At 43.3% G+C, this 24115-nt stretch carries 15 protein-coding genes; 10 read left to right on the top strand and 5 right to left on the bottom strand.

Annotation, left to right across the window (positions count from 1 at the left end; genetic code table 11):
* The first annotated feature begins 82 nt into the window (after nucleotides 1-82).
* The 3 genes from eat to eutC all read left to right on the top strand — a co-directional run bounded on the left by eat (nucleotide 83) and on the right by eutC (nucleotide 3722).
* A complete protein-coding gene (gene eat, locus BMX56_RS26010; protein WP_090652640.1) occupies nucleotides 83-1432 on the top strand; it encodes an ethanolamine permease in 1350 nt (449 codons plus the stop codon).
* 62 nt (nucleotides 1433-1494) lie between these two features.
* Complete coding sequence (locus BMX56_RS26005; protein ID WP_090652639.1) at nucleotides 1495-2871, top strand: ethanolamine ammonia-lyase subunit EutB; 1377 nt, start codon at nucleotides 1495-1497, stop codon at nucleotides 2869-2871.
* Between the two features lie 92 nt (nucleotides 2872-2963).
* Nucleotides 2964-3722, top strand: coding sequence for an ethanolamine ammonia-lyase subunit EutC (gene eutC / locus BMX56_RS26000; RefSeq protein WP_090652638.1), 759 nt, complete (start codon nucleotides 2964-2966; stop codon nucleotides 3720-3722).
* 48 nt (nucleotides 3723-3770) lie between these two features.
* Here eutC and BMX56_RS25995 read toward each other — a convergent pair whose 3' ends face one another.
* From BMX56_RS25995 to BMX56_RS25975, 5 genes are all read right to left on the bottom strand, one after another.
* Entirely contained in the window at nucleotides 3771-4295 is a 525-nt protein-coding gene (locus BMX56_RS25995; protein ID WP_090652637.1) for a DUF4251 domain-containing protein, read from the bottom strand.
* 127 nt (nucleotides 4296-4422) lie between these two features.
* Nucleotides 4423-6306 carry a molecular chaperone HtpG gene (htpG, locus tag BMX56_RS25990; RefSeq protein ID WP_090652636.1) on the bottom strand — a complete coding sequence of 628 codons (1884 nt, stop codon included), beginning with the start codon at nucleotides 6304-6306 and terminating at the stop codon, nucleotides 4423-4425.
* A 228-nt stretch (nucleotides 6307-6534) separates the two neighbouring features.
* The gene (locus BMX56_RS25985) at nucleotides 6535-7056 is read right to left on the bottom strand and encodes an NADPH-dependent FMN reductase (protein ID WP_090652635.1); all 522 of its coding nucleotides are present in this window, start codon (nucleotides 7054-7056) and stop codon (nucleotides 6535-6537) included.
* 590 nt (nucleotides 7057-7646) lie between these two features.
* Nucleotides 7647-8996 carry a sensor histidine kinase gene (locus BMX56_RS25980; RefSeq protein ID WP_090652634.1) on the bottom strand — a complete coding sequence of 450 codons (1350 nt, stop codon included), beginning with the start codon at nucleotides 8994-8996 and terminating at the stop codon, nucleotides 7647-7649.
* Nucleotides 8986-10344, bottom strand: coding sequence for a sigma-54-dependent transcriptional regulator (locus tag BMX56_RS25975; protein ID WP_090652633.1), 1359 nt, complete (start codon nucleotides 10342-10344; stop codon nucleotides 8986-8988). The genes BMX56_RS25980 and BMX56_RS25975 overlap by 11 nt, the downstream gene beginning before the upstream one ends.
* Before the next feature lie 689 nt (nucleotides 10345-11033).
* Here BMX56_RS25975 and BMX56_RS25970 point away from each other — a divergent pair.
* The 7 genes from BMX56_RS25970 to BMX56_RS25940 all read left to right on the top strand — a co-directional run bounded on the left by BMX56_RS25970 (nucleotide 11034) and on the right by BMX56_RS25940 (nucleotide 23939).
* A complete protein-coding gene (locus BMX56_RS25970) occupies nucleotides 11034-12287 on the top strand; it encodes an efflux RND transporter periplasmic adaptor subunit (RefSeq protein WP_090652632.1) in 1254 nt (417 codons plus the stop codon).
* Between the two features lie 136 nt (nucleotides 12288-12423).
* Nucleotides 12424-13101 carry an ABC transporter ATP-binding protein gene (locus BMX56_RS25965; protein WP_090652755.1) on the top strand — a complete coding sequence of 226 codons (678 nt, stop codon included), beginning with the start codon at nucleotides 12424-12426 and terminating at the stop codon, nucleotides 13099-13101.
* Nucleotides 13102-13391: 290 nt separating this feature from the next.
* Complete coding sequence (locus BMX56_RS25960) at nucleotides 13392-13817, top strand: ABC transporter permease (protein WP_090652631.1); 426 nt, start codon at nucleotides 13392-13394, stop codon at nucleotides 13815-13817.
* Nucleotides 13818-13954: 137 nt separating this feature from the next.
* Nucleotides 13955-16384 (top strand): ABC transporter permease, encoded by a 2430-nt coding sequence (locus tag BMX56_RS25955; protein WP_090652630.1) that lies wholly within the window; start codon nucleotides 13955-13957, stop codon nucleotides 16382-16384.
* A gap of 103 nt (nucleotides 16385-16487) precedes the next feature.
* Entirely contained in the window at nucleotides 16488-18854 is a 2367-nt protein-coding gene (locus BMX56_RS25950) for an ABC transporter permease (protein ID WP_090652629.1), read from the top strand.
* Between the two features lie 71 nt (nucleotides 18855-18925).
* The gene (locus tag BMX56_RS25945) at nucleotides 18926-21280 is read left to right on the top strand and encodes an ABC transporter permease (RefSeq protein ID WP_090652628.1); all 2355 of its coding nucleotides are present in this window, start codon (nucleotides 18926-18928) and stop codon (nucleotides 21278-21280) included.
* Nucleotides 21281-21512: 232 nt separating this feature from the next.
* Complete coding sequence (locus BMX56_RS25940; protein ID WP_090652627.1) at nucleotides 21513-23939, top strand: ABC transporter permease; 2427 nt, start codon at nucleotides 21513-21515, stop codon at nucleotides 23937-23939.
* Nucleotides 23940-24115: the final 176 nt, after the last annotated feature.

The raw sequence follows: 24115 nt of genomic DNA, 5'->3' as shown, positions 1-24115 counted from the left end.
GGCTGTCTTAACAATTCCATAACATATGTCAATTTTGATATTCGCCCCGCAATAAGTATCTTAAGGCGGCAAATCAAAACGTATGGCAACACCCCCGGCAGAGCAACTAAAGAGAGTTTTAAAACCAGTCCATTTATGGGCGATAGCTGTAGGGCTGGTCATCTCTGGTGAATACTTCGGCTGGAATTTTGGGTGGGATGTGGCCGGTACAATCGGGATGCTTATAGCCACAGCGGTTATAACGGTGATGTATATCACGTTCATTTTCAGTTACACAGAACTCACCACGGCAATTCCGCATGCAGGCGGGGCTTTCGCCTACGGCTACCGGGCCATGGGGCCATTTGGCGGCCTGATAGCTGGTTATGCCACGCTAATCGATTTTCTTTTTGCATCGCCCGCGATAGCTATTTCGTTAGGGAGCTACCTCCATTTTTTATACCCGGAAATTCCGGTTATGCATTCGGCCTTTGTATTTAATGCCGCATTCCTGTTGCTTAATGGTTTCGGCGTAAAAGAATCTGCTGCATTTTCGGTATTCATAACCATTTTGGCGGTTGCCGAATTGGTTTTGTATTTAGGTATAGTTTCGCCTCACTTTAAAATGAGCAACTACATGAGTAACCCTATGCCTTTTGGCTGGGGAGGTGTGTTTGCCGCCCTTCCGTTCGCCATATGGTTTTACCTTGCCATAGAAGGCGTGGCCATGGTTGCCGAAGAAGTAAAAGACCCACGAAAAGATATCCCCAAAGGTTACATTAGTGCTCTGGCTACATTGGTAGCATTGGCATTAGGCGTAATGGTTGTTACCGGCGGGATAACCGATTGGCGCAAACTAAGCACTTTAGATTATCCCTTGCCCGAAGCAATAGGTATTGTGCTGGGCAAGGCAAGCGGCTTAACCAAAATATTTGCCAGCATCGGCTTATTTGGGCTGATAGCTTCGCTTCATGGCACTATTCTGGCATCGTCAAGGCAGGTATTTGCAATGGCCAGGAGTGGTTATCTGCCAAAAGGATTAGATAACCTAAACCACCGGTTTAAAACCCCGCATTGGGCGTTGGTGGTGGCCGGGGCTGTTAGTTTTATAGCCATTTATATTGGTACCCATACCAAGAATGGTACTTCGCAAATCCTGGTACTGTCTGTATTAGGGGCAGTTGTTATGTACATTATGTGCATGGTGAGCTTGTTCATCCTGCGGAAAAAGGAGCCAAAGCTTCCACGACCATTTAAAGCACCTGTGTATCCGTGGTTTCCGGGTATAGCGCTGCTTATAACAATAATAAGTTTATTTGCCATTATGTGGTTTAACTTTACCGTGAGCATTATATTTTTTGCAGGCCTGCTTCTGATCAGTATTATATTTATCCTTATGGGTAAACACAAAGTAGCCCTTACAGATGAAATGATGGCAACGCCTGATCTGTAAATAAAAGACTGTACTCCGCAAGGCACCAATTAACTAATGAACCAGTGAACTAATGAACAAAAATGCCATACCGCCACACCATACGACATAAGGTTTACAAGTTTCAGGATTTGAAAACTTTGCTGGGCAAGGCATCGCCCTACCGGTCGGGCGATGAGCTGGCCGGCGTATGCGCCGGTAGTTATGAAGAACGGGTTGCCGCGCAAATAACCCTGGCCGATGTGCCACTCAAAACATTTTTAAATGAGGTTGTTGTCCCTTACGAAGATGATGAAGTAACCCGTTTAATTGTTGATAGTCAGTATGTTAAATCATTTAATCAAATAAGCCATTTAACTGTTGGCGAATTACGCGATTGGTTGTTAAGTGATGAAACAGATACCCAAACCCTAACTGATATTGCCGATGGGCTGACGCCCGAAATGGTTGCAGCGGTATCTAAACTAATGCGTAACCAGGATTTGATCGCGGTGGCAAAAAAATGCAGGGTAGTTACCCGGTTTCGTAATACAATTGGATTAAGCGGGCATTTTAGCACCCGTTTACAGCCAAATCATCCAACAGACGATCCGAGAGGCGTGGCTGCCAGTATTATTGATGGCCTTTTGCATGCCAGCGGCGATGCCACCATCGGTATAAATCCGGCTACTGATAGTCCCGCTGCGGTAAGTAGTTTACTAAGGCTTATGGATAATATCAGGCAACAGTTTAATATCCCCACGCAAACCTGTGTATTAAGCCATATTACCACCACTTTGCAACTGATTAATGAAGGTGCGCCAGTCGATTTATGCTTTCAATCAATAGCAGGCACCGAAAAAGCCAATGCAAGTTTTGGCATCAATCTTAATTTAATTGACGAGGCTTACCAGGCAACGCTATCGCTTAACCGTGGCACGGTGGGCAATAATGTCATGTACTTTGAAACCGGACAGGGGAGTGCACTATCTGCCAATGCCAATTTTGGCGTCGATCAGCAAACATGTGAGGTCAGGGCCTATGCCGTAGCACGCAAGTTTAACCCCCTGTTGGTGAACACAGTAGTTGGCTTTATCGGACCTGAATATTTATATGATGGCAAGCAGATCATCCGGGCTGCATTGGAAGACCATTTTTGTGGTAAGCTGCTCGGTTTGCCCATGGGTTGCGATGTTTGCTATACCAACCATGCCGAAGCCGACCAGGATGATATGGATAACCTGCTAACCCTGTTGGGCGTGGCGGGTTGTAACTTTGTTATGGGCATACCGGGTGCCGATGATATTATGCTTAATTACCAATCTACATCATTTCATGACGCCCTATATTTGCGCAAAGTACTTAATTTAAAACCATCACCTGAATTTGAACAATGGTTAATAAGGCAAGGAATTACCGATAGTAAAGGTAATATGATACCTATCGATCCGACGCACGGGTTGTTAGGAGCTATGGTTTAGGAGGAGGTAAAAGGGTAAAGGTGAAAGGCAAAAGGTAAAAGGACAGGGTCAAGGATAATCCAAAAACCTGCCGTTTTCTTTGATATAAAAACATGAAAAGAAACATCCCCCACGAGATAGAACCCTTAAAGGCCTTGCAGGAGTTTACTACTGCCCGCATAGCTATTGGGCGTGTGGGTACAAGTATCCCGCTGAAACAATCTCTTGATTTTAAACTGGCACATGCCCACGCCCGAGATGCTGTTTATTCTGAGCTGAACATCAGTTACTTGACAGATGTATTTAAACAATTTAATTTACCCATTCTGCAGCTGCACAGCCGAGTAACCCACCGCCGGCAATACCTGCAACGCCCGGATTTTGGCCGTAAACTTAATGAAGCGTCATTAAGCCTGTTAGAAGATTATTTTATCCAAACCGATATCGCCATCATTGTAGCCGACGGACTTTCGGCAACGGCCGTAAATGAAAATACATTTGGACTGCTAAAAGAACTTATTCCGTTATTATTGGCGGCGGGTTTTAAGTTTGCGCCAATAAGCCTGGTTGAGCAGGGCAGGGTAGCCATCGGCGATGATATTGGGTATAACCTTAAAGCGCAACTATCTCTTGTACTTATTGGCGAACGGCCTGGATTAAGCTCGGCAGATAGCGTAGGAGCGTATCTCACTTACGCCCCTAAACCAGGGCTGACAGACGAATCCAGAAACTGTGTTTCAAATATCCGCCCCAAGGGCCTTACCTATAAAAAAGCGGCCAAAAAGATCTTTTACCTGATCAGCGAGGCCTTTAAACGGAAACTGTCCGGTGTAGAACTGAAGGACAACGCAGGATTATTAGATAGTCATTAGGTTACCAGGAAAATTTCTACCTTTCGCATTACCCTTTCATCTTTTACCTCATTTCTTAGCTGGTCTTTTCTGAATCATTCCGTTAAATGATATGGCATCGCGGTTGGTGCTGATTACCTGGAGTGACGCATAACCATCCGAACTAACAGTTAGATACATAGATTGCACATCGCGGGAATCACTTATATTTTTGTTGGTGGGCTTGATGGTGATGTTCCAGCCATCTTTTTTGCGGGCCTTTAATGCATAAGTGAAGTGAGTATTTGTAAATTTGATACCGCCCTCTGTTGAGCCATAGGGAGGTGCTACATAAGCACGGCCAAAATAGGGAAGGTAGGCAATAATCGTATCTTTAGTGATTGTTAAATCGTAATCAGATGACGTTAGTGCCCTGCCGGCACCCCTTGCGGGATTTACGTAATTGGCCTCAAAAACAAAGTTTTGACTTTCGATAAGTTGTTTTATTTCAGCAACATGGGCTGCTTTTTTCTCCTGGCGGGTTTGCGCATCTGCCATGTTTATGCCGATAAAAATAAAGGCAGCAACTACAGATATTCTATTCAATAATTTCATAATAAATGATTTAAAGTTTAGACAAGGATGCGGGGTAAGGGTTTATTCCATAACAAATTTAACATATATTTAAATAAAAAAGCCACCCGTTTTTGCAGGTGGCTTTTATTATATAAGCAAATAATTGTTAAATCAAATTAACGCTGCGGTTTACAAACTCGGTAAGTTCGGCGCCGGTTAATAATCCTTGCGAAAGCAGGGCCAGGTCAAATGCCTGTTTTGATAACTGGGCTTGTACTTCTTCGTTCTCTTCCTGTAAAATGCGGGTTATCAACTTGTGGTTTCCGTTAACAATTACCTTGTAATTATCGGGCATATTACCATAAAAACCCATGCCGCCACCCATAGCTGCCATATCTTTCATACGGCGCATAAACTCATCCATAGTAACGGTTACCGGTAATTCATCCGGGCTAAGGCTCTCTAATTGAACGCTATACGCCGGTTTGCTAATTGCTTTGTTGAAGATGTCTTTAACCTTTGTTGATTGCTCGTCGGTTAAAACTGATTCAGGCGCTTCGTCTTTTTTAATCAGCTTATCAGCTACATCAGCATCAACGCGTTTCAACGAAGTCTTTTCCAGTTTTTGCTCCAGCTGGCTAATGAAGTGATTATCAATAGGCGAGTTCATCACCAATACATCATAACCTTTTTTGTTGGCCGATTGGATAAATGAATCCTGTTTAGCCGGATCGTTGGTATAAATATAAACCAGCTGTCCGTCTTTATCGGTTTGGATGGCTTCAACTTTTTCTTTGTATTCCGATAAAGTAAAGTTTTCTTTTTTGGTGTTGCTTACCAAAACAAAGTCTTTGGCTTTATCATAAAACTTATCTTCGCTCACCATGCCGTATTTTACAAACAGGCCAATGTCTGTCCATTTTTCTTCGTAAGCTTTACGGTCGGCTTTAAACAATTCTGACAATTTATCAGCTACTTTTTTGGTGATGTAGCTGTTTATCTTTTTAACGTTGCTATCGGCCTGTAAAAAGCTGCGCGAAACGTTCAAAGGAATATCCGGTGAGTCAATTACACCATGTAACAACATCAAAAACTCAGGCACTATATCCTTCACTTCATCGGTAATAAATACCTGGCGGCTAAATAACTTGATCTTATTTTTCGAGATCTCAAAATCGTTTTTCAGCTTAGGGAAGTACAATACACCGGTAAGGTTGAACGGATAATCAACATTCAGGTGGATCCAGAATAATGGGTCTTCGCTGAAAGGGTAAAGTTGTTTGTAAAAGTCAAGATAATCCTGGTCTTTTAATTCAGATGGTGCTTTTGTCCAGATAGGGTTGGTATCATTAATGATATTATCTTCCTGAACATCAATGTATTTAGGTTTGCCTTCTTCGTCAATACCATCCTCGACAGATTCGGTTTTGGTGCCAAATTTAATAGGCACAGGTAAAAACTTACAGTATTTATCAAGAATTTCCTGCAATTTGTATTTGCTCAGGAATTCTTCCGATTCGCTATTGATGTATAAGGTAATCTCGGTACCGCGCTCGGCTAAAATGCCTTCGCCAATTTCAAATTCGGTGCTGCCATCGCAAACCCAATACGCTGGTTCGGCGCCCTCCTGGTAGCTAAGTGTTTGTATTTCAACCTTGTCGGCAACCATAAAGGCCGAGTAAAAGCCTAAACCAAAGCGACCGATGATTTCGTTGGCATCCTTAGCTTCCTTGAACTTTTCCATAAACTCAGTAGCGCCCGAAAATGCTATCTGGTTGATGTATTTTTTTATTTCTTCGGCGGTCATACCCAAGCCATTATCACTAATGGTGATGGTTTTCTTAACCTCGTCAAATGCAACTTCAACGCGCAAATCGCCAAGTTCGCCGTTATATTGGCCTAAAGAAGCCAGGCGTTTTATTTTTTGGGTAGCATCTACAGCGTTAGATACCAGCTCGCGCAAAAATATCTCATTATCAGAATAAAGAAATTTCTTAATTATCGGAAAAATGTTTTCGGTGTGGATTGAAATGCTGCCTTTTTCTTGCATAATATTGATATATAAATGGATTAATATTAATTTCTACCTGCAACCATCAATGCATGTTCCAAAGAGGGCGAAGTTGTCAAATTGGCAGACTAATAATTTTGACCGGAAAGAAATCAAGCTTGTAGCTGGTTAAGGGTAACGCAACAGGCACTGGTTACAATGCCAATAACGGTATTTAAGGTAACCTGAGCGGCGATAAAGCCGGTAAGACCAAATAAAAGGCGAGTTTTAAATCCTGCTCAAAAAAGTCTCCAAAACCACGTTCAATGATTGCAAAGTATCGTTATCTGCAACATTCCCCTTCCCATCCATTTTCGACCTGATAAATGATATATTCAGCTTTGCCCCATCGGCAACCTGCGCGTTTAGTGCGCCCAGAATCAATAGCATGGCGGCGTGGGCTGCTTCGCCACCTAAAGATGCGGTGATGAGGGCGACCGGCTTTTCGGAGAATGAACCGCTGGAAACCGTCCAGTCCAGCATGTTTTTTAGCTGGCCGGGTACGCCAAAGGCATATTCGGGTGTGCAAATGATTATGCCATCGGCCTGCTTTAATAACTCCCTTAATTCAAAAACCGGTTCCGGTGGGTAATCATCGTCATTGCCAGGGTCAAAAGGAGGGATGAGGGCCAAATTGTTGTAAATACTGTAATCAACATCAGCAGACACCAGGGCACCTAAGTATTTCAGGATATTGTGGTTTGTTGAACCGGCCCTTAGGCTGCCGGGAATGGCTAAAATGCGTTTCATGGTAAATTATTTAGTAGCGCGATCAAACTTACAAAGTTTTAAAACTTTTTAGGTTTCGGTTCTGATGCAGCGCGGAAGATTTTCAAGGGCAATAATGAAGTAAAATAGCTGGTTAAATGTTTTAGCAAGATAGCTTCAGCGTTCTAATGCCAATAAATACCTATATTGGTTTACAATCCCTGACTGCTAAACCGATAACTGGCGACATGTCGGGAAGATGCCTGTGAGGACACAGGCATCTGGAAAACGCATTTTTTTTGTCATGCTGAGGTACGAAGCATCTACCCGCGAACTTGTCCGTCAGCGATGCATGTCGATTAACGGATTTTTCACTCCGTTACCCATGACAAGTTTCATTTTCTGTCATCCTGAGCGATAGCGAAGGATCTATTGTACGCCATGCATAACCGCCGGAAAAGTTCGCGAGTAGATCCTTCGTTCCTCAGGATGACAGTCTTTTATTTTTGAATGTCATTCTCCCTTCAGAATTTCGCGAAATTTTACCACTCAGAATGACTGCTCTTTTGTTTTTTGATAATCTATCCTGCCAATCAAAAAGTTCCCCCTTCAGGGGGCGGAGGGGGCTCGCCTTACGGCACAAACTGCAATATAAACGACGACCCCTTGCCCTCGGTAGATAATACCTGGATGTTGCCTTTGTGCAGCAGCATGATTTGTTTACACAAACTCAGCCCTATACCACTGCCGGTTTTTTTGGTGCTGAAGAAGGGGATAAAAATTTTATCCAGCAGCTCGTGCGGCATACCCATGCCGTTATCGGTTATTTTAACCAGGGTTTTACTGTTGTTTTGCGCCTCGGCAGATAGGGTAATGCGGGGTTCATCGCGGTCTTTAACAGCTTCAATAGCATTCACCAGTAGGTTAATCATTACCTGCTCTATCAGGTTTATATCAGCCTCAATGGCCAGGGCAGGGTCGCGCAGGATAATTTCCAGCTCAATATTCTTTTTGGATAGCGTTGGCTTCATCAGGCTGTTCAGGTTCTCGAACAGGTTGCGTACCAGTATCCTGTCGCGCTCCAGCTTGGTTATCTTGTTCAGGCTGCGGTAGCTTTCGGTAAATTTCAGCAAGCCGTCGCTGCGGCGTTTAATGGTATCTATACCCAGCTCCAGGTCTTCCAGCTCGGTAGCCTCCATCGTTTCAGTAATTTCGGGGCTTTGCAGCCGGTTTTTCAAGGTATCTGCCAATGACGAAATTGGGGCAACCGAGTTCATAATCTCATGCGTCATCACGTTCAGCAATTTCGACCATGCTTTTGATTCCGTTTCGTCCAGCGCTTCGCTCACGTTTTGAAAAGCCAGTAGTTTATACAACTTATCGTCGCTGCGCATCATGCTGGATGTTATTAAAATTTTTATCATCTGCTGGTTACGGATAATGCTGATGATATTGCTTTCCCCGGGTTTTAGCTTAAGTAACTCGTGGTACAGCACCGGCTCCCGTTTTTCGAGCGATTGGATAGTTTTAAGGTAGGGGATGCTGAGTAATTTTTTAAAAGCCTCATTTATCCAGCTGATGGTGCCGGTATCTTCCTCGTACGATAGGATGCCCGTATCTACCAGTTCCAGTATCTTTTGCAGGTAATGGTATTGTGTTTCGCGTTCGCGGCTTATTAATTTAAAAGTGGTATTGATATCGTTAAAGCCCTTGCGTAACGGCTTTAATTCGTTTGGGGCTTTGCGCACATCAAAATGGCGCGAGAAATCGCGGTAGTGTATAGATTCAACAAACTGGTTTACCTCGTCCTGCGCTTTTTTCTGAAAGCGTATCATCTCTATCACAGCGTAAATTACCAGGGGGACGAATATCACCAGGTATAGCGGCTGGCCTTTAACCGTTACATAAGCGGCGGCAGTAAGTGCCAGGAATAACAAAAACACACGCAGCAACAGCCGCCATTCGTAACGGTTAAATATCATATTTGCTTAATCTGCGGTACAGGGCAGTACGGGTTAATCCCAATTCTTTGGCGGCACGGGTAATGTTGCCATTATGCTTTTCAATAACTTTTAAAATAGCATTCTTCTCCAGTGTGCTCAACTGAATGTTATCATCATTGATGTTGTTGTCCGTTTGCGTTTCCAGTATTGAAAAGATAAGGTCATCGGGCCTCAGCGTACTGTCGTCGGCCATAATAACTGCGCGTTCAATAGTATATTGCAGCTCGCGTACATTACCGGGGTAATTGTATGATTTTAATTTTGTTAAAGCCGGGCCATCAAAATCAACGGCAGCCTTAAGGTACTTGCCGGCATAAAGTTTGGCAAAATGCCTGGCCAAAATCACAATATCTTCGCTGCGGCGGCGTAAGGGCGGCATATTAATTTCTACGGTGTTTATCCGGTAAATTAAATCCTTCCTGAAACGGTTTTCATTCGCCAGTTCGCTCATGGGTACATTGGTGGCACATATCAGCCTGATGTCAACATCAACCGCCTTGTTGGTTCCTAACCGGGTTACCTGCCGGTTTTGCAGTATGGTGAGCAATTTGGCCTGCTGCTGTAAGCTGATGTTGCCAATTTCGTCTAAAAACAGGGTGCCGCCCTGGGCGTCTTCAAAACGGCCCGCTCGGTCTTCGCGCGCATCTGTAAAAGCTCCTTTTTTGTGGCCAAATAATTCGCTTTCAAACAAGGTATCGGTAAGGGCGCCTACATCAACTTTAATAAAAGGCTTATCGGCACGTAATGAGCGCTCGTGAATGGCTTTGGCCATCAAATCTTTACCTGTGCCGTTTTCGCCCAACAGCAAAATATTGGCGTCGGTAGGGGCTATTTTATTTACTTTATGGAAAATATCCTGCATCACTTCCGATTCGCCCAATATCGATGTATCCCCCGCCGTATTTTTCGCAGGTGCTTTGGTGGCTTTGGCGCCACCTTCTTTTTTATCCAATAGCTCTTTTATAGTGCCTATCAGCTTTTCGTTATGCCATGGTTTTACCACAAAGTCGTCGGCGCCTTCTTTTAATGAGCGTACGGCCAGGTCAATATCGCCATAGGCGGTTATCATAATTACACAAACGTTGGGCTTCCAGTCTTTTACTTTACGCAGCCAGTACAAACCCTCGTTGCCGGTGTTAATGGCGCTGTTAAAGTTCATATCAAGCAAAACCAGGTCAACCTCGTTGCGTTGCAGCAGCCAGTTCAGGTTTTCGGGATTCTTCTCGGTTATCACCTCGCCGGCCTGGGTTTTTAACAGCAGCTTTACGGCAGTTAGTACATCCGGGTCGTCATCAACAATAAGAATAGTAGCTTTTTTTAGTATCATGTTTTTAGGTTCATAGTTGATAGTTCATGGTTCATGGCCCTATTTTGTTGATTGTTATATGACAGACGCCTGTTAAACAGTAAATGTTACAATACCGGCAGTTACTAATCTTAGCCATGAACCATTAACTATGATCCATGAACCAGCTGCAACAAACCTCCTGCCATTAACCATCAATAATGAACCATGAAGCAAACAAAACTTTCTGCAAATTAATAATTGCATACTTAAGTTTTATACGGCCGGCAAAAAATGATGAGCGGTAAGTTGTGAATGGTGAGTTGTGAGGTATATTTGTTATGATTGACAATGGCTTGTAGTGTTGAGATTTGTTCTGTCGGGAAGGTAAGGTATAACGGAGAATGGGCGAAAAGCAATGTATTTGCAGCTGGCTTGAAGAAATACCTACTGGTTTTGTGCTCATTTCGGCGGGTACCTCCAGGGAAAGGCAATTTAAAATAAACAGAAACGGCGCATTGAAAGAATGTATAAATTCTATTTAATTGAAAATTAACCAACCACTCACCACTCACAATTTACTACTCGCGCACACTGTATCATTACCGTACACTTGATGTAACAGAAGCGTACGCCCTAAATACGTAATATGTATTTAATGTATTGAAAAACAGTGTTTTAATTTGTGGCATGTGTTTTTGTAACCATTATTCAAAATATCATAAACTACAGTGGACAGAAAAATTGAGAAAAAGACCTGGAACAGCAAACGAATATTAACTATTGCTGGTATTGCAGGCATAATTTTATTAATAGGGGGCAGTATTTATTTTACATCGGGCAAAAGCAAATTAGATGTTGATACCGAGCGCATAACTATCAGTACTATAACTAAAGGTCCGTTCCAGGAGTTTATACCTGTTAACGGTACCGTGATGCCATTGACCACCATTTTTCTTGACGCAACAGAAGGCGGCGAGGTTGAAGAGCGTTATGTTGACGATGGCGCCATGCTTAAAAAAGGCGATCCGATACTAAAACTAAGCAACGTTGACGAAGAACTTAACCTTGCTACCCAGGAGTCGGCAGTTTTTGCAGAGCAAACCCAGATGCAAATTTCACATAACAATGCCAACCAGGCTACTATTAACAAATTAAACACCATGGCCGATGTTGAGAACGCATTCAAAGAAGCCAAAAGGATATATGAGTTGGATAAAAGGCTTTACGATCAAAAGGCGATTGGATTGCAGGAGTATCAATCGGCAAAAAATAGCTATGATTACCAGGTAAACCGCCGCAAACTGGCTATCCAGATTTTGAAGCAGGATACATCGTTGGTTAAACAACAAGATCAGCAATCACAGGAACACTACGCTCAAATGAAGGCTGCGCTGGCGCTGATGCGTAAAAAGGTAGCCAGCCTTACCCTAAGGGCGCCTATTGACGGCCAGCTGACTAACCTTGATGCTGAAGTTGGCCAAAGCAAAACCAAGGGCGTGCGTTTAGGCCAGATTGACGTACAATCGGGCTTTAAAGTACGTGTTGATATAGATGAACATTACTTATCACGCGTGTTTCCGGGTTTGAAAGGCGATTTTCAGTTTGCCGAAAAAACATATAACATGATAATTAAAAAGGTTTTTACAACTGTAACGGCCGGCAGATTCCAGGTTGACATGCAATTTGTGGGCGAAGTGCCTAAAGGGATTCGCAAGGGGCAAACGCTGCAGGTTAGATTGGCGCTGAGCGATGAAACCACAGCTGTACTTGTGCCTAAAGGTGGCTTTTTCCAGCAAACCGGTGGCAATTGGATATTTAAAGTAGCAGAAGACGGTAAGCGAGCTTATAAAGTAAACATTCAGCTTGGCCGCCAAAGCCCTGACTATTTTGTGGTAACCGATGGTTTAAACCCTGGCGATAAGGTAATTACATCGAGCTATGAAACTTATGGCGACATACAGGAACTTGTGCTCAAAAAATAGATATTTTGCTCGTGCTATTGCAACGAAATGCTGATGCTAAACGTCATATAAACAGATAATTAATTTAATAAATAATAATATAAACCAAATCAAACAAACATCGTCGGCCGAAAGGCAGATGATTCAGGAGGGGCAAATGATAAAAATTACTAATCTCGAAAAATTTTACCGCACAGAAGAGGTAGAGACTATAGCCTTAAACAAGCTATCAATTGAAATTGCAACGGGCGAGTTTGTGGCCATAATGGGCCCGTCTGGTTGTGGTAAATCAACATTGTTAAATATCCTGGGAATGTTGGACGACCCGGATGAAGGCAGCTACGTTTTTAACGATATTGAAGTAGCTCATTTTACCGAGCGTAAACGTGCCGACCTGCGCAAGCACAACATCGGCTTTGTTTTCCAGAGTTTTAATCTTATTGACGAGTTAACCGTGTTTGAAAACGTTGAACTGCCGTTGATTTATACCGGCGTACCATCGGCCGAGCGTGTTAAAAGGGTAGAAGAGGTATTGGATAAAATGCAGATTATGCACCGCCGTAACCACTATCCGCAACAATTATCGGGCGGTCAGCAACAACGTGTGGCCATTGCCCGCGCGGTTGTAAACAAACCAAAACTCATCCTTGCGGATGAGCCAACCGGTAACCTGGATAGTACCAATGGTAACGATGTAATGGAACTGTTAACCGACCTGAACGAGCAGGGTACAACCATCATCATGGTTACACACTCTGAGCATGATGCCCGTTACAGCCACCGGATTATAAGGTTACTTGACGGCCAGGCCGTTGTAGAAAACATTATGGTATAAAACCAAAAGTGTCGTCTGCCCCAATAAAAAGATAGTTTATATAAGTTAATGTTGTTAAAAGCTAACCTCTCCGCGATGGAGGGGTAAGCTTGTTTTGCCCCTAATCGTTCACTGGTTCATTAGTTCATTGGTAGGATAATTTTAGATTTTGTAGCTATGACTTAACGCCAGCCATGGCGGCTACTCATGAGCCCATAAGTAAACCACCCAATCAAAACTAATGAACAAGCGAACCCATAAACCACCAGATACTACCAATGAGTTAATGAACCAAAAGTGAACCTATTAATATGATCAGGAACTACATTAAAATTGCATGCAGAAGCCTTTGGAGACACAAGGGCTCTTCGATTTTTGCTGTGCTGGCCATATGTATTTCATGCATGGGCTTATTTGGTTTGGCATCATACAGCACCATACAGCGTACCCGCGAAATTGGTATTCGCAAAGTATTTGGTGCTTCTGTAACCGGCATAGTAAATATGTTGTCTATTGAGTTTTTACAGCTGGTAATCATCTCATCGCTAATAGCATTACCGTTGGCATGGTTTGCAATGAACAAATGGTTGCAGTACTTTGCATACCGCATAGCTATAGGTTGGTGGGTTTTTGCATTGGCAGGAGTAATAGCGCTTGTAATTGCATTTGCTACGGTTAGCTTTCAGGCTGTTAAAGCCGCGATTGCCAACCCGGTAGATAGTTTGAGAAGTGAATGATCTTGGTTCATTGATGGGTGGGAGTAAAATTGCACCACCTTGGGCCATTATTTCACATAACCAACCCAATGAACCGCCATACAAAACCAATGAATTAATGAAAAAGTGAACTAACACGGTGTACTCAAGAATTAATTATGATAAGAAACTACATAAAAACCGCCATTCGTGGCCTGCGTAAGAACAAGGGTTTCACGGCTATAAATATATTGGGCCTGGCTTTGGGTTTGGCCACTTGCTTACTTATTGTGTTGTACGTAGCCGACGAGCTGAGTTACGACAGGTACAACGAAAAAGCCGGCCGTATTTACCGGGTTAATGAGGACCTAAAACTGGGCGATAACAGCGTAAAGTATGCGGTTTGCATGGCGCCGCTGGCTAAAACCTTGATTGCCGAATATCCTTATGTTGAGAATGCCACGCGCATAAAAAACGCCGGCTCCTCGCATGTTAAAAAAGGCACGCTGAACATGGTTGAAAACAGGGTGGCATTTGCTGATCCTTCTTTGTTTAGCGTGTTTACACTGCCTATGATCAATGGCAACGCGGCTTCGGCACTTGTTGAGCCTAACAGCGTGGTAATTACCGAAACCACCGCTCAAAAATATTTTAACAGCAGCAATGTAGTTGGTAAAACACTGCTGTTTAATGATAATACCCTTTGTAAAGTAACCGGGGTAATTAAAGATGTACCCCAACAGTCGCATTTCAATTTCGACTTTTTTATCTCGATGTCATCCTTCCCCGACAGCAAATCGACAGAGTGGCTGCGCAGCGATTATAATACCTATGTATTATTAAAAGACAAATCATACGCCAAACAATTAGAGGCAGCTTTCCCGGCGTTATTAGAGAAATTCAGCGGTGCGCAAATGAAATCTGAGTTAAACATGTCTTATGCCGAGTTTGAAAAACGGGGCAGCTTTTTCAGGTTGAATTTAATCCCACTCACAGATATTCACCTCAAATCAAATATCTCCGGCGAATTAGGTTCAAACGGTACTACGCAGTATGTTTATATATTTTTGCTGATAGCGGTATTTATACTGCTGATAGCTTGTGTAAACTTCATGAACCTGTCAACAGCCCGTTCATCAAACCGCGCACGTGAGGTGGGGGTACGCAAGGTTTTAGGATCGGCGCGTAAGCACTTGATAGCTCAGTTTTTAACCGAGTCGGTGTCGGTAACTGTAATAGCTACTGTGCTTGCTTTTATTATTGCGTTGTTTTTATTGCCGGTGTTTAATCAATTATCGGGTAAAGCGCTTGCTATCAATGCGACTTCATTAAACTGGATACTACCACTGCTGCTATTGGTTGCGTTGGTTGTAGGTATACTTTCCGGCTCGTACCCGGCATTTTATCTGTCGGCATTTCAACCTGTTGATGTGTTGAAGGGCAAGCTGGCAACTGGCTTTAAGGGAGGCGGGCTTCGCAGTTTTTTTGTTGTATTCCAGTTTTCCATATCCATATTTTTAATTATCGGTACGCTGGTTATTTATAATCAGCTTAATTATATTCAAACCAAAAACCTGGGCTATAACCGTAACCAGGTACTTATCATAAAAAATGTTTACGAACTTAATAACCAGGCTAAAATATTTAAGCAAAAGGTAAAGGAACTACCCGGTGTTATTAACGCTACCATGACTGGCTTTGTACCAACATCGGGTTGGAAAAGTACTGCCATTTATTACAGGGACGCCACCTTAAACGAAAAAACCTCCATGTTTCCGCAAAGCTGGCAGGTTGATGAAGATTATTTGCCTACCCTGGATATGAAAATAGCCGCCGGGCGTAATTTTTCAAGAAATATGCCTACAGATTCGGACGGGGTTGTTATCAACGAAGCTGCGGCTAAGTTCCTGGGTTTTAAAGAACCGGTAAATAGTGTTATCTACCGGTCGATGGGCAGCCAGCACGACCTGGAACACATGAAGCAATACCGTATTTTAGGCGTAGTAAAAGACTTTAATTTCAATTCCCTGCACGAGAATGTAAGCCCTGTGATATTGACCCTTGCCGATAATAAAGGAGGCCTTAGTGTACGAGTTCAAACTAATAACTTGCCAACGCTGATGGCGCAAATCAATGCCGCCTGGAAAGAGCTGAACCCCAATATCCAGATCAACTACTCTTTTATGGATCAGGATTTTGACGCCTCGTACCGTACGGAGCAGCGCACCGGGCAAATCTTTATGGTATTTACCACCCTGGCCATCGTGATAGCTTGTTTAGGGCTGTTTGGTTTAGCAGCTTACGCTGCCGAGCAACGCACCAAGGAAATAGGCATCCGTAAAGTGTTAGGGGCGAGTGTTGCCGCTATAACGGGGATGCTCTCGGTCGACTTTATAAAACTTGTGGGCATATCCATTTTAATAGCCTCGCCTATAGCCTGGTACCTCATGAATCTTTGGCTGCGCGATTTTGCCTACTGTATAAGTATTCAGTGGTGGGTATTGGTTGTAGCTGCTGCGGGTGCATTGATCATTGCTATAATAACGGTAAGTTTTCAATCCATTAAGGCGGCGATTGCCAACCCGGTAGATAGTTTAAAGAATGAGTGACCTTGGGTCATTTAAATGGAGTATCAATTTAGGTTAGCGTTGAATTTTAGGATTTGGAAATTGCGATTTGGAGTTTAGCGTTTAAAATTTAATACCAGAAATCATGATTAAAAGCTATGTAACTATTGCCTTCAGGAACATCCGGCGCAACCTTAGTTATGCTTTCCTGAACGTTTTTGGGCTTACTTTGGGTGTGGCTGCGTGTTTGGTGATCTTCCTTATTGTGAGGAATGAGCTGGGCTTTGACGGCTACAACAGCAAGGCCGGCCGTACTTACCGGGTAACCTTAAACGCGCTTGATTTTAACTCGAACGTGTCTTTGGCGATAATACCGGCCATGCGCATTGATTTTCCAGAGCTGGAGCAAACCACGCAGCTTTTTTACCTGCCCGACGCGATGATTAAGATAGGCGAAAACCGGTTTAAAGAAAAGAACATAGTTTTTGGCGATGGGCAAACGCCGATGGTTTTTGACTACCAATGGCTGGCCGGCGACCCTAAAACCGCGCTTTCGCAACCCAATAGTGTAGTACTTACCGAGACCGCCGCCAAAAAATATTTCGGCAACAGCGAAGCTATGGGGAAAAATATCAACTTCGAAAATCAGTTTGATATTAAAGTAGCAGGCATTATTAAAGATTTGCCACCCAATTCAAGCACGCCAACATCGTTGCTGATCTCGCTCAAAACCATCGAACAGAAGTTAAAAGGCGCCATGGGTAATTTCTGGTCTATCCCGGGCGGTAGCTATGCCTATATCGTGATCCCTAAAAAGTATTCCATCCATCAATTGGAAAGCAAAATACCCGCTTTTATTAAAAAGAACTGGGGTGCCGATATTGCCAAAGCAGCTCATTTGCCGCTGCAGCCATTAAAAGATGTTCATTTCGATCAGCGTTATATTAATAACATTATCACACCAACCTCAAAAGATACGTATTACGCGCTGATAGGGGTTGCTTTGCTTATTATCATTACCGCCTGTATCAATTTCGTTAACCTTGCCACGGCTCAGGCTATCAGGCGAGCTAAAGAGGTTGGGGTACGTAAAGTGTTAGGCGCTACCAAATCGCAGCTAATAAGGCAATTTATGGGCGAAACTACTGTCCTGGTTTTACTATCGGTAATTTTAGGCGTATTGGTATCAGCTTTTTTCCTTGCCCGGGCGGGCGAATGGATGTCGATAACTATTGATGCCAAACAGCTGTTACAACCCGAAGTTATGACCTGGATAGCGGGAATAACCTTCCTGGTAATCCTCCTGGCTGGTTTATACCCATCATTTGTGCAATCGGCATTTCAGCCGGTTGAATCATTAAAAAGCCAGGCGGGCATACCGGCAAAAGGCTTAACCTTACGTAAAGGCCTGGTTATAGCGCAGTTTGCCATCTCGCAGATATTAATTGTTGGCACCTTGATAGTTGCCCATCAAATGGACTTTTTTAAAAACCAGGACCTTGGATTTAATAAGGAAGCTGTTATTACGGTTAGTATCCCGACAAAAGAGAAACGGGATGTATTTAAACAGCAACTGATGACAAATCCCGGTATCAAAGATCTCAGCTTCTCTAACGGCGGACCTGTATATAATAATTCTTTCACCAGTTTTCAGTCGCCCGAGCTTGGACTTACCAAAGATGATGTTACCGAGATGAAATTTGTTGATGAAAAATATATCGACATGTTTCAGCTGCACATGCTGGCCGGTCAAAAAATCTGGAAAAAAGATGATAAAGATACACTGAATAGCATCGTAATCAACGAAACTATGATGCATAAGCTGGGCATCCAGGATCCGCAACTGGCGTTGAATAAACACGTAAAGCTTAATGGCGATCAACAATCAACTATTATGGGCGTAGTACAGGATTTCCAAAGCGAATCAAAACATAAAAAACGGAGGGCCTGCGTGTTGGAGTACAATTCGCAGGGCTTTTTCATGGCCAGCATCAGGATTCAGCCCGCCGCAATGAATAAAACCATTGCTTTTATCGGTAAACAATGGCTTCGGCTTTTCCCTGATAATGTTTTCCAATACGAGTTTATGGACGAGCATATAGCCAATTTTTACAGGCAGGAACAAAAAGTTTACACAGCTTTTCAGCTATTCTCGTACATCGCTATACTTATTGGTTGTTTGGGCTTATATGGGCTGATAGCTTTTGCCGCATCGCAACGTACAAAAGAAGTTGGTATCCGCAAAGTTTTGGGTGCGCCCATATACAGTATTGTAGCCCTGTTTGGTAAAGAATTTATTTACCTGATAGCAATAGCCTTTTTTGTAGCCGCGCCGCTGGGTTACTATGTGATGCATAACTGGCTTCAAAATTTTGCATATCACATTAGCATCGGTCCGGGCATATTTTTCGTCGCTATAGTATCATCATTTATCATAGCCGCGGTAACCATTGCCTATCAGGCCATAAAGGCCGCGTTGGTTAACCCGGTGAACAGCTTAAGGAGTGAATAACTTTATACTTTTTGATGCAACGTTGTTAACAAAAGTTTCGTCTTTATATTATTCAAACTTATCCCGGTTGTATGTTTAAAAATTTTATAAAAATAGCCTGGCGCAATTTGCTGCGTAACAAATCATTTTCATTAATCAATATATCGGGCCTGGCTATAGGTATGGCCAGCGCGGCGCTTATCCTGTTCTGGATCCAGAATGAGCTGAGCTACGACCAGTTTCATCAAAACCGCGACAGGTTGTACCAGGCCTATAACCGTGCTGTATTTGATGGCAAACTGTGGTGCTGGGGAACCACACCCAAGATCATGTCGAAAACTTTGAAGCAGGATTACTCTGCTGTTGAACAAAGCTGTCGCACAACATCGGCCAATTTCTTGTTTACCCTTGGCGATAAACACCTGAACCTTAATGGTGATTTTACCGATCCTGATTTTTTGACCATGTTCAGCTTTCCGCTGGTGGCGGGCAATCCTAAAACAGCGCTCAATACCATTAACTCTATAGTTATTACGCAAAAACTGGCAAAAAAACTATTTGGCGAACAAGACGCTATGGGGAAAGTGGTACGTATTGACAGCGTTGACCATTTTACGGTGACAGGGGTAATGAAAGATTTGCCCAACAACACCCGTTTTGATTTTGAATACCTGATGCCCTGGAGCTACCTGAAAAAAACAGGTGGCGATGATGAATATTGGGGCAATAATTCGGTACAAACCTGGGTGCTTACTAAACCCAATGTAACCGAAGATCAGCTTAACAAGCAAGTCCTCAACATCACCAAATCGCACTCCGACCAAAAAGACCAGGAAGTGTTTATGCACCCCGCTGCCAAATGGCATTTATATTCCAAATTTGAAAACGGTAAAATAACCGGTGGCAAAATTGAATCGGTAAGGTTGTTTGCTGTTATTGCCGCATTCATTTTATTGATAGCCTGTATAAATTTCATGAACCTGAGCACAGCCCGGAGCGAAAAGCGCGCCCGCGAAGTTGGCATCATGAAAGCGATAGGTGCAAAAAAAGGCTCGATTATAACACAGTTTTTAGGCGAAAGTATCCTGATAGCTTTTATTGCGGGCGTAATAGCCATTGTTATTGTGCAAATCAGCATGTCGGGCTTTAACCAGTTAACCGATAAGCAATTGTTTGTGCCTTATGCCAGTGTTTATTTCTGGCTGGCGGGCTTAGGATTTGTTTTGTTTACCGGCGCAATTGCGGGTAGTTACCCGGCTTTCTTCCTGTCGTCATTTAAGCCCGTTAGCGTGTTAAAAGGGACGTTTAAAAATGTAGACGCCGTAATCAGTCCCCGCAAAATATTGGTGGTTGTGCAGTTTATATTCGCTATTTTTCTTATCATTTGTACCATTCTTATCCGCGATCAGATGCAGTACGCTCAAAACAGGGATCTTGGCTACAAAAAGGACAACCTGGTGTACACCATGATGTCGGGCAGTATTGATAAAAATTTTAAAATGATCCGCAATGAGCTGGTAAGCAGCGGGGCCGCGGTATCGGTCACCAAAACCAATTCGCCGGTTACCCAACGCTGGAGCGACAGCTGGGGTTTTGACTGGAAGGGAAAAGATCAAAGCCAGAAGATAGATTTTATTATGTACAACACCGATGGCGACTTTGTAAAAACAATGGGTTTAAAAATAGCCGCAGGCAGGGATATCGATGTAAATACTTACCCAACAGACTCAACAGCGATATTACTCAACGAAGCTGCTGTAAAAGTTGTTGGTTTTAAAGACCCGATAGGGCAGGTGATCAAGCGCGACAACCACAATTTGGTTATAGTAGGCGTGATTAAGGATTTTATTATCGAATCGCCATACCAGCCTGTTAAAGCCATGATTATCCAGGGGCCAAAATCATGGTTCAACGTGGTACACTTCAAGCTTAACCCCAATAACACCACAGCCCAAAACCTGAAACTTGCCGAAGGCGTTTTTAAGAAATATAATCCTGAATATCCCTTCGAGTATCATTTTGTGGATGACGAGTATGCTAAAAAATTCAGCGACGAGCAAAAAGTTGGAACCCTGGCCAGTTTGTTTGCCGGCTTAACCATCTTTATATCATGCCTCGGTTTATTTGGCTTGTCGGCCTATATGGCTCAAAACAGGCAAAAAGAGATTAGCGTACGCAAGGTGCTTGGCGCATCGGTATCAAACCTTACGGGCATGCTATCCAAAGAGTTTTTACTGCTGGTATTCATCGCCTTTGCCATTGCATCGCCAATTGCCTGGTGGGGCATGCACAAATGGCTGGAGGGCTATACCTACCGCATAACTATACAGGTATGGGTATTTATAATGGCAGGCGCCGGCACCGCCATAGTAGCGCTGCTAACCGTAAGCTTCCAATCGATCAAAGCCGCACTGGCCAACCCTATTAACAGTTTGCGGAACGAATAATATCGAGGCGAAAGGGAAAAGGCGAAAGGGAAAAGGTTATTCAAGGTTACAAGACACTGTGACCTTTCGCCTTTAACCTTTTCCCTTTCACCTTTCGCCCTGTATCATAATCGTACACCTACTGTTACGCCTGCGTACAGTTGTAATTTGAGCTATGAATTAACTATTTGATTTTCAGCTGTTTTAATAATTGGTATGTATTTTAAACTGCATTGCGGGTAAATACATCACAATGCTTAAGAACTATATTAAAACCGCGTGGCGTAGTTTAAAACGCAATAAAATATTTTCGTTTATAAATGTATTTGGCCTATCGGTTGGCCTGGCTTGCTGTATGCTGATAACGGCATACGTTTATAGTGAATTAAGCTACGACAGATACCCGCAGGATTCCGGGCAGATTTATCGCGTTGGTATTAAAACTATTGAAAACGCGGGAACAAGCGAGTACCCCAACGTAGATGTTGCTGTAGCCAAAGGCATTAAAGATCAATATCCGCAGGTAAGCGATGTAACCAGGCTTACCGGCCGCAAACCATCGTTTATTGAATATAATGGCAAAAAGTTTAAAGAAGAACACCTGTTTATGGTGGACGTCAACTTTTTGCAGCTGTTTTCTATCCCCTTAATTGATGGCGAAAGTAAAACCTGCCTCAAAGATCCCAACAGTATCGTAATCACCGCGGCATTTGCAAAAAAATACTTTGGCAATGGGGTGGCTGTAGGTCAATCGTTACTGGTAGACGGGGAGCCTTATAAGGTTACCGGGGTTATTGAGAAAGTACCCGACAATTCCCACTTTCATGGCGACGCTTTTTTTAGCATGAATAACCAGGTAAGAACCGGGCCGCAAACCTGGAGCAACATTGGTTATTTTACCTACATAAAACTAAACAAGAACGCTGACCCGAAAAAGCTGGAGTTGGCGTTTCCGAATGACCTGGTCAAAAAGTTTGTAGTGCCCGAAATTGCCCACGACATGAATGTAAGCGTGGCCGAGGCAAGTAAATCTGTGAATACCTTCCTGTTTTATTTGCAGCCCTTAACGGATATTCACCTGCACTCGGCAACCAAATACGAGCTGGAAGCTAATGGCGATATCCATTACGTTTATATATTTGGTGTTTTGGCTATATTTATTTTGATGCTGGCCTGCATTAACTTTACCAATTTATCAACCGCCAGTTCGGCAAAACGGAGCAAAGAAGTTGGCATCCGTAAAGTATTAGGTTCAGAAAAAAGCGGGCTTATTTCACAGTTCCTTACCGAATCGGTATTGCTCACATTAGGGGCTATGGTACTGGCCATCGTATTAGTGTACCTGCTGCTGCCGGTTTTCAATGACCTGTCGCGCAAGCATATCGATATTAGTTTCTTTGTGAGTTTCCAGGCCATAGTTACCGAGGTATTACTTGTTTTTGTAGTTGGGGTTATAGCAGGTATTTATCCGGCATTTGTATTGTCGGGCTTCCAGATCATCGCTGTATTAAAGGGTGGCTCGGGGACTACCAAACAGGCCAGCAAAAACTATTTACGCAGCGGGCTTATCGTTTTCCAGTTTGCAGTATCTACCGCACTTATTATAGCCACATTTGTAGTTTACCAGCAATTGCATTACATGCAAAACAAAAAACTGGGCTATGATAAAGATCAGGTACTGGTAATAAATGAAACTTATTCGTTACGCAACAACATTGACGCATTTAAGCAGGAGTTGCTGCGCAATCCACAGGTTATAAATGCTACCATATCCAGCAGTGTTCCCGGTTCAGGAGGCGGTATTGACGGCACGCAGATAGATGCCAAGGAATTTAATGACAAAGGCGGCCACGCCGAAATTCATACAGATATTTTTCATGTGGATGAACACTATATACCCACTTTAGGGATCCAGATAGTAAAAGGGCGTAATTTTTATTCATCGTATCCCGGCGATTCCATGGCGGTAGTTGTTAACGAGTCCCTGGTTCGCGATCTGGGATGGGGCAAAAGCGATCCGATAGGCAAAACCATTGTCCGCTCGGCAAGAGCTCAGTATACTGTTGTAGGGGTAGTTAAAGATTTTCATTACGTATCGACAAAGCAAAAGATTGCGCCGCTGATGTTGTTGCCCGGCCACAGCATCAGTTCAATTATGGTTAAGGTAAAAACAAAAGATATTAAAAACCTTATTGCCGATATGCGCACACAATGGGATAGCTTTAAAACTGATTTACCTTTCAGCTATTCCTTCCTCGACGAAAAATTTGCGTCGCTTTACGCATCAGAACAACAAACGGGGAAGATATTTACCGTGTTTGCCGTTGTTGCCCTGATAATAGCCAGCCTGGGCTTGTTTGGCCTGGCAGCATTCATGATCAGGCTAAGGGTTAAAGAAATAGGTATCCGTAAGGTTTTGGGGGCATCAACAGGCAGCATTACCACATTATTATCAAAAGAGTTTTTAAAACTTATTGTGATAGCATCGCTCATATCATTCCCTATAACCTGGTACGCCATGAGCAAATGGCTGCAGGATTTTGCCTACCGTATAAGCATCCAATGGTGGGTGTTTTTATTAGCAGGCTGTATTGCATTACTGGTAGCCGCAATAACCATCAGTTTTCAGTCGATAAAAGCGGCCCTGGCCAACCCTGTGAAAAGTTTGAGGAACGAGTAGGTGAGTAGGTGAGTTGTGAGTTGTGAGTTGTGAGTAGGTGAGTTGTGAGTTGTGAGTTGTGAGTTGTGAGTTGTGAGTAGGTGAGTTGTGAGTTGTGAGTTGTGAGTTGTGAGTTGTGAGTTGTGAGTTGTGAGTTGTGAGTTGTGAGTTGTGAGTTGTGAGTTGTGAGTTGTGAG

Source organism: Mucilaginibacter sp. OK283, from assembly GCF_900110415.1.
Taxonomy (GTDB): Bacteria; Bacteroidota; Bacteroidia; order Sphingobacteriales; family Sphingobacteriaceae; genus Mucilaginibacter.
The sequence above is the reverse complement of the archived record's forward strand: the minus strand, read 5'-3'. Positions and strand labels throughout refer to the sequence as shown.

Excerpts from the sequence above, each read along its gene's own strand:
- BMX56_RS25950 (WP_090652629.1), top strand. The coding sequence starts at position 16,488 with ATGATTAAAAGCTATGTAACTATTGCCTTCAGGAACATCCGGCGCAAC.
- BMX56_RS26005 (WP_090652639.1), top strand. The coding sequence starts at position 1,495 with ATGCCATACCGCCACACCATACGACATAAGGTTTACAAGTTTCAGGAT.
- BMX56_RS25985 (WP_090652635.1), bottom strand. The coding sequence starts at position 7,056 with ATGAAACGCATTTTAGCCATTCCCGGCAGCCTAAGGGCCGGTTCAACA.
- BMX56_RS25980 (WP_090652634.1), bottom strand. The coding sequence starts at position 8,996 with ATGATATTTAACCGTTACGAATGGCGGCTGTTGCTGCGTGTGTTTTTG.
- BMX56_RS25940 (WP_090652627.1), top strand. The coding sequence starts at position 21,513 with ATGCTTAAGAACTATATTAAAACCGCGTGGCGTAGTTTAAAACGCAAT.
- BMX56_RS25955 (WP_090652630.1), top strand. The coding sequence starts at position 13,955 with ATGATAAGAAACTACATAAAAACCGCCATTCGTGGCCTGCGTAAGAAC.
- eat (WP_090652640.1), top strand. The coding sequence starts at position 83 with ATGGCAACACCCCCGGCAGAGCAACTAAAGAGAGTTTTAAAACCAGTC.
- BMX56_RS25975 (WP_090652633.1), bottom strand. The coding sequence starts at position 10,344 with ATGATACTAAAAAAAGCTACTATTCTTATTGTTGATGACGACCCGGAT.
- htpG (WP_090652636.1), bottom strand. The coding sequence starts at position 6,306 with ATGCAAGAAAAAGGCAGCATTTCAATCCACACCGAAAACATTTTTCCG.
- BMX56_RS25965 (WP_090652755.1), top strand. The coding sequence starts at position 12,424 with ATGATAAAAATTACTAATCTCGAAAAATTTTACCGCACAGAAGAGGTA.
- BMX56_RS25945 (WP_090652628.1), top strand. The coding sequence starts at position 18,926 with ATGTTTAAAAATTTTATAAAAATAGCCTGGCGCAATTTGCTGCGTAAC.
- BMX56_RS25960 (WP_090652631.1), top strand. The coding sequence starts at position 13,392 with ATGATCAGGAACTACATTAAAATTGCATGCAGAAGCCTTTGGAGACAC.
- BMX56_RS25995 (WP_090652637.1), bottom strand. The coding sequence starts at position 4,295 with ATGAAATTATTGAATAGAATATCTGTAGTTGCTGCCTTTATTTTTATC.
- eutC (WP_090652638.1), top strand. The coding sequence starts at position 2,964 with ATGAAAAGAAACATCCCCCACGAGATAGAACCCTTAAAGGCCTTGCAG.